General features: G+C 74.0%; 6 protein-coding genes and 1 riboswitch. Of the genes, 5 read left to right on the top strand and 1 reads right to left on the bottom strand.

The genetic code is table 11. From position 1 onward, the window contains the following. Positions 1-987, bottom strand: a 987-nt coding sequence (locus tag PV721_RS39195; protein WP_319733011.1) for an alpha/beta hydrolase family protein, incomplete at its 3' end; no start/stop codon positions are given. Positions 988-1,320: 333 nt separating this feature from the next. On the opposite strand from PV721_RS39195, the gene PV721_RS39190 reads away from it, so the two are divergent. The 5 genes from PV721_RS39190 to PV721_RS39170 all read left to right on the top strand — a co-directional run. Beyond that, entirely contained in the window at positions 1,321-2,592 is a 1,272-nt protein-coding gene (locus PV721_RS39190; protein WP_319733009.1) for an inorganic phosphate transporter, read from the top strand. 32 nt (positions 2,593-2,624) lie between these two features. Beyond that, positions 2,625-2,846, top strand: a complete 222-nt coding sequence (locus PV721_RS39185; protein WP_030012731.1) for a hypothetical protein — start codon at positions 2,625-2,627, stop codon at positions 2,844-2,846. A 159-nt stretch (positions 2,847-3,005) separates the two neighbouring features. Beyond that, positions 3,006-3,092, top strand: a riboswitch (cobalamin riboswitch). Positions 3,093-3,150: 58 nt separating this feature from the next. Further along, positions 3,151-4,113, top strand: a complete 963-nt coding sequence (locus tag PV721_RS39180; protein ID WP_319733007.1) for a cobalamin biosynthesis protein — start codon at positions 3,151-3,153, stop codon at positions 4,111-4,113. Beyond that, complete coding sequence (locus PV721_RS39175) at positions 4,110-5,630, top strand: cobyric acid synthase (RefSeq protein WP_319733005.1); 1,521 nt, start codon at positions 4,110-4,112, stop codon at positions 5,628-5,630. Before PV721_RS39180 ends, PV721_RS39175 begins: the two co-directional genes overlap by 4 nt. 154 nt (positions 5,631-5,784) lie before the next feature. Next, positions 5,785-7,011: ATP-binding protein (locus tag PV721_RS39170; RefSeq protein ID WP_319733003.1), on the top strand; the 1,227-nt coding region annotated here is incomplete at its 3' end.

Raw genomic sequence — 7,011 nt, 5'->3', positions numbered from 1 at the left:
CCAGGGGGCGAGGGCGTCGTCCGGGCCGTGGAATAGCAGTACGGGGACGCGCAGGGTTCCGGGATCCGCCCCGGGCGGCCGGCGGTCGGCGCGCAGCCCCGCGCGGCTTTCGGCGGCCAGGACGGCCAGCGGCAGCACCAGGGCCGGGGTACGGCGGGCCGCGGCGAGTCCGCGCAGGGTCGTGTGCCAGTCGAGCACGGGCGAGTCCAGCACCAGCCCGGAGATCCGGTCGGCCAGCGCCGAGCGTTCGGCGGCGTGCAGGGCCATGGCGGCGCCGGTGGACCAGCCGTACAGGATCACGCGGCGGGCGCCGTAGCGCACGGCGTAGCGGATGGCGGCGTCCAGGTCCCGCCACTCCGATTCGCCGAGGTGACCGAGGCCGTCGGGCGGGGCCGGGGCGCCGAGGTCGCCGCGGTAGCCCAGATCCAGGACGGGCAGCTGGTGGCGGTTCAGGAAGGGCATGACCACCATCGGGTGCTCGCGGGTGCTGCCGAGCCCGTGCACGGTGATCACCCAGGTGTCCCGGGCGGCGGGCACGAACCAGGCGGGCAGCGCCCCGAGCTCTCCGGGGACGTCCACGTCGGCGTGTTCGAGCCCGAGGGCGGTGCGCGGGTCGCCGACGTACACCTGCGGCGTGAGGGTGACCCGGGTGCCGGGGTGGAGGGCGCCGTGGCCGACGGTGAGGAGCTGCCGTACGACGGTGTCGGGGTAGTGGTCGGCGTCGGAGATCACGGGCCCGACGACCGCGTGCACACCGGGCGCGACCAGGCCGTAGATGCCGGGGCGCAGGGAGGCCAGCGAGCGGGTCAGGGCGACCCGGCCGGTGGCGGTGGAATGGACGCTGAGCCGCGGCCCGCCGGGGAGCGGACGTCCCGGTTCGGGACGGAGGGCCGCGTCGGCGGCGTACCGGCCGACCACGACGGCGGCCACACCGGCGCCGAGGAGGGTCGTGGTGACGGCCGCTGCCGTTGCTGTCGCGGTACGCACCGTTCCAGTGTCCCGGCGGGGGCTGCGGAGGGCCACCGGAGCGCCACCGGAGGAGATCGCTCCGGCGGCCGTCGCAACGCCGCCGGGAACGGAGTGATCTAGGTCTCATTCGACGCCCCGGAGGGGGGATCGTGCACCCCACCGGTTCGGTGCGGAGGGGCTGATTCACCCGGCTTTGACGTGCATTTATCGAGATATCTACCCCAGAATCAGGACGAATGTCCCGATCGCACCCCGAGCCAGTACACCGGTCCGCCCGAGTCAGTTCACCTTCCGTTCATCCAGATTGCCTACGGTCGCCGAGCCACTGACGTCAAACAGAAGCCTGGGTAAATGGAGCACATAACGCTTCTCCTCGGGATCGTGATCATTACCGCTCTCGTGTTCGACTTCACGAACGGTTTCCACGACACGGCCAACGCGATGGCCACCACCATCTCGACCGGCGCCCTCAAGCCCAAGACGGCGGTGGCCATGTCCGCCGTGCTCAACCTCGTCGGCGCGTTCATGTCCGTGGAGGTCGCCAAGACGATCTCCAAGGGACTGGTCAACGAAGAGGGCATCCAGCCAGAGGTGATCTTCGCCGCCCTGGTCGGCGCGATCCTCTGGAACCTCGTCACCTGGCTGGTCGGACTGCCCTCCAGCTCCTCGCACGCCCTGATGGGCGGCCTGATCGGTGCCGCGGTCGCCTCCGCCGGCATCGGCGCGGTCAACGGCAGCGTCGTCGTCACCAAGGTGCTCATCCCCGCGATCGCCGCCCCGCTGGTGGCCGGCATCGCCGCCTACCTGGCGGCCAAGCTCACCTACAAGCTGGGCAACAAGGTCGGCGAGAAGACCTCCGCCAAGGGTTACCGCGCCGGTCAGATCGCCTCGGCCGGTCTCGTCTCCCTCGCGCACGGCACCAACGACGCGCAGAAGACGATGGGCATCATCACCCTGGCCCTGATCGCCGGCGGCGCGATCGCGCCCGACGCGAACCCGCCGGTCTGGGTCATCGTCTCCGCCGGTCTGGCCATCGCGATGGGCACCTACCTCGGCGGCTGGCGCATCATCCGCACCATGGGCAGCGGTCTGACCGACCTGCAGCCGCAGCAGGGCTTCGCCGCCCAGACCTCGGCCGCGTCCGTCATCCTCGCCTCCTCGAACCTGGGCTTCTCGCTCTCCACCACCCACTCGTGCTCCGGTGCGGTCATGGGTGCGGGCCTGGGCCGCAAGGGCGGTGTGGTCCGCTGGTCCACCGCGACCCGCATGTTCGTCGCCTGGGGCCTGACCCTGCCGGCCGCCGCGCTGGTCTCGGCCGGTGCCGAGCTGGTCATGCGCATCGGCGACGTCGGCATCGCCGCGGTCACGCTCTTCCTGATCGGCTCGTGCCTGGCCATCTGGCTCATCTCGCGCCGCCAGGTCGTCGACCACAACAACGTCAACGAGGTGGAGCCGGCCCGCGCCGAGGAGCCGGGTGTCGTCACCACGGCGATGGCCGCGGTCACCGTCCCGCCGACCGTCGCCGCCGCCGCCGGCACCACCGCCGCGGTCATGGACGAAGACCTCAAGGCCACCATCCCGGCCGCGACGCAGACCCCGGCGGCTCCGGCCGCCGCGGTCTGACCGCGACAGAGACACACAGAGGAAACGGCAGTATGAAGATCGACTGGGAAGCGCTCGGCTCCGTGTTCGGGGTCAGCCTCTTCGCCACCGTCGCCCTCGTGGCCCTCTTCACCCTGGGCCTGGTGGGCCTGTCCAAGCACGAGACCGCCACCGAGCAGGGCGGCACCGCCACCCTCGCCCGCAGCGGCGCGTACGCGTGCTTCGCGGTCATCGCCGCCGCCGTGGGCTACGGGATCTACCTGATCGTCGCCTGATCCGCCGCCCCGCGGCCGACCAGGCATGAAGGCTCCCTCCGGGTTTGTCCCGGAGGGAGCTTTTTCGCATCCCGCGCCTCTACCGCGCCGCAGGTCAACGGCGAGTTGACGGGCCTTCTCGGCCCGTGGTGGACTGCCCGAGCCAATACGGCGGCATGGAGAGGAAGTCCGGTGCGAATCCGGCGCGGTCCCGCCACTGTCACCGGGGAGCGCACGCCGCGCGTGCGCCCCGGGAGCCAGGAACTCTCGCCGCCGGACACGTCGAACCAGGGCGCGGACCCTGAGTGAGGACATACCTGTCACCATGCGTGCCGATCGCGTCTTCGCGTACGGCGCCACGGCGGGCCTGATCGGCGACCGGATCCTCGGTGATCCCCGCCGAGGGCACCCCGTGGCCGCCTTCGGACGGGCCGCCGCCGCCGTCGAACGCGCCCTGTGGCGCGACGACCGCGCCCGCGGCCTCGTACACACCCTGGTGTGCGCCGGAGGCGCGGCCGCCGTGGGCGCGCTGGGCGCCCGCGCCGTGCGCTCCCGGCCCGCTGCCGCCCGTATCGCCCTCACCGCCGCCGCCACCTGGGCCGCTGTGGGCGGCACCTCGCTGGGCCGGGAGGCCCGCGCCATCGGCGGGGCACTCGCCGCCGGGGACACCGAGGTGGCCCGGGAGCGGCTGCCGCACCTGTGCGGCCGCGACCCGCAGGCCCTGGACGGGCAGCAGATGGCCCGCGCCGTCGTGGAGTCGGTCGCCGAGAACACCTCCGACGCGGTGGTCGGGGCCCTGGTGTGGGGCGCGGTGGCCGGGGTCCCGGGCCTGCTGGCCTTCCGCGCCGTGAACACCCTGGACGCGATGGTCGGCCACAAGTCCCCCCGCTACCTCCGCTACGGCTGGGCCTCCGCCCGGCTCGACGACCTCGCGGGCTGGCCGGGCGCCCGGCTGACCGCGGCCGCCGCCGTACTGGCCGGCCCCGACCGGCGGGGAGCCGTACGGGCCTGGCGCGCGGACGCGGCCGGGCACCCGAGCCCGAACGCCGGGCCCGTCGAGGCCTCCTTCGCGGGGGCGCTCGGCGTACGGCTGGGCGGCACCCTCGCGTACGGCGGCCGGGTCGAGCACCGGGCGGTGCTGAACGGCGAGGCCGGACGGCCCGTGGAGGTCGCGGACATCGAACGGGCGGTCCGGCTGTCGCGGCAGGTGACCTGGCTGGCGCTGGGCGCCTGCGTGGCCGCCCGGCTGCTCGTCTCCCGTACGGCACAGAGAGGGCGACGCGGATGAGCGGCGCGAAGCGCGGCGGCGGTCTGCTGGTCGCGGGTACCACGTCGGACGCCGGCAAGAGCGTGGTCACGGCGGGCATCTGCCGCTGGCTGGCCCGCCAGGGCGTGAAGGTGGCGCCCTTCAAGGCGCAGAACATGTCGCTGAACTCCTTCGTCACGCGGGAGGGCGCCGAGATCGGACGCGCCCAGGCGATGCAGGCCCAGGCGGCCCGTGTGGAGCCGACCGCGCTGATGAACCCGGTGCTGCTCAAGCCGGGCAGCGACCGCAGCAGCCAGGTGGTGCTGCTGGGCAAGCCGGTGGGCGAGATGAGCGCCCGCGGCTACCACGGCGGCAGGCAGGAGCAGCTGCTCGGCATCGTCACGGACTGCCTGGAGCAGCTGCGGGGCACGTATGACGCCGTGATCTGCGAGGGGGCGGGGAGTCCGGCCGAGATCAACCTGCGCCGGACCGACATCGTGAACATGGGGATCGCGCGGGCCGCGCGGTTCCCGGTGGTCGTGGTCGGGGACATCGACCGGGGCGGGGTCTTCGCGTCCTTCTTCGGGACAACGGCGCTGCTCTCCCCCGAGGACCAGTCGCTGATCGCCGGGTACGTGGTCAACAAGTTCCGCGGCGACGTGTCGCTGCTGGAGCCGGGCATGGAGATGCTGCGCGGCCTGACCGGACGGGCCACGTACGGGGTGCTGCCCTTCCAGCACGGACTGGGCATCGACGAGGAGGACGGCCTGCGGGTCTCCCTGCGGGGCGCGGTACGGGAGTCCGTGGTGGCGCCTCCCGTCGGCGAGGACGTGCTGCGGGTCGCCGTGTGCGCGGTGCCGCTGATGTCGAACTTCACGGACGTCGACGCGCTCGCGGCGGAGCCCGGGGTCGTGGTGCGGTTCGTGGACCGGGCCGAGGAACTGGCCGACGCGGACCTGGTCGTCGTACCCGGCACCCGCGGCACGGTGAAGGCCCTCGCCTGGCTGCGCGAACGCGGGCTCGCGGACGCGCTCCTGCGGCGGGCCGCCGAGGGACGGCCGGTGCTCGGCATCTGCGGGGGGTTCCAGGTACTGGGCGAGCGGATCTCGGACGAGGTCGAATCACGGGCGGGCGAGGTCGACGGCCTCGGACTCCTTCCCGTACGGGTCCGCTTCGCGCGGGAGAAGACCCTGGCGCGGCCGGTGGGCTCGGCGCTCGGGGAACCGGTCGAGGGGTACGAGATCCACCACGGCGTGGCGGAGGTCCTCGGCGGGGAGCCCTTCCTGGACGGCTGCCGGGTCGGGTCGGTGTGGGGCACCCACTGGCACGGCTCGCTGGAATCGGACGGCTTCCGCCGCGCCTTCCTGCGGGAGGTGGCGGAGGCCGCCGGTCGCCGGTTCGTGCCGGCGCCGGACACGTCCTTCGCCTCCTTGCGGGAGGAACAGCTGGACCTGCTGGGCGATCTGATCGAGCAGCACGCGGACACGGACGCGCTGCTGCGGCTCGTCGAGGGCGGAGCCCCCGCGGGCCTGCCCTTCCTTCCGCCGGGCGCCCCGTGACGGGGGCGGCCCTGCACGTTCGGCCCCGCCGGCGTTCGCGGCGCAGGGTCCGGGGCGGAGCCCCGGGAAACGGTGAAAGGGCGGGGCGGGGAGAGTTCCGCGCAGCGGCAACCCTCATGCCGACCGCAAACGTACGCACAGAGAGAGGCACCGCATGAGCACGCCCTACCCGTTCACCGCAGTGGTCGGCCAGTCCGACCTGCGGCTGGCGCTCCTGCTCAACGCCGTGAGCCCGGCGGTCGGCGGGGTGCTGGTGCGCGGCGAGAAGGGAACCGCCAAGTCGACCGCCGTGCGCGCGCTGTCGACCCTGCTGCCGCAGGTCGACGTCGTGCCCGGCTGCCGGTTCTCGTGCGCGCCGGCCGCGCCGGACCCGGCCTGCCCCGACGGCCCGCACGAGTCCGGTCCCGGCAGCGCCCGGCCCGCCCGCATGGTGGAGCTGCCCGTCGGCGCCTCCGAGGACCGCCTGGTCGGCGCCCTCGACATCGAACGGGCCCTCGCCGAGGGCGTGAAGGCCTTCGAGCCCGGCCTGCTCGCCGACGCCCACCGCGGGATCCTCTACGTCGACGAGGTCAACCTCCTCCACGACCACCTGATCGACCTGCTCCTGGACGCCGCCGCCATGGGCGCCTCGTACGTGGAGCGCGAGGGCGTCTCCGTCCGGCACGCCGCCCGCTTCCTGCTCGTCGGCACGATGAACCCCGAGGAGGGCGAGCTCCGCCCGCAGCTGCTCGACCGCTTCGGGCTGACCGTCGAGGTCGCCGCCTCCCGCGAACCCGCCCAGCGGGTGGAGGTGGTGCGCCGCCGGCTCGCGTACGAGGACGATCCCGCGGTCTTCGCCGCCCGCTGGGCCGGGGACGAGAACGAGGTCCGCGCCCGGGTGGTGGCCGCGCGGGCGCTGCTCCCGCAGGTCGTGCTCGGGGACACGGCGCTGCTGCAGATCGCGGCCACCTGCGCCGGCTTCGAGGTCGACGGCATGCGCGCCGACATCGTCATGGCGCGCACCGCGACCGCGCTGGCCGCCTGGGCCGGCCGGACCACCGTGCTGAAGGAGGACGTCCGGCAAGCCGCGCTGCTGGCGCTCCCCCACCGGCGGCGCCGCAATCCCTTCGACGCGCCGGGCCTGGACGAGGACAAGCTGGACGAGATCCTCGACCAGTTCCCCGACGAGGAGCCCGAGCCCGACCCGGAGCCCGACCGGAACCCGGACCCGGACGCCGACCCGGATTCCGGGGGCCCGGACGACAACGGCGGTGGCCCCGACGGCGGTGGCGGCGTGCCCCCGCAGGGCAGCGGCCCCCAGGGCTCGGACGCCCCGGCGGATTCCACCGACACCACCGGCCCCACCGAGGCGCCCGCCGAGGCCCCCTCGGACGCCCCCGAG

It is taken from the genome of Streptomyces sp. MB09-01 (genome assembly GCF_033794505.1).
Taxonomy (GTDB): Bacteria; Actinomycetota; Actinomycetes; order Streptomycetales; family Streptomycetaceae; genus Streptomyces.
This window is presented reverse-complemented; position numbering and strand designations above follow the sequence as displayed.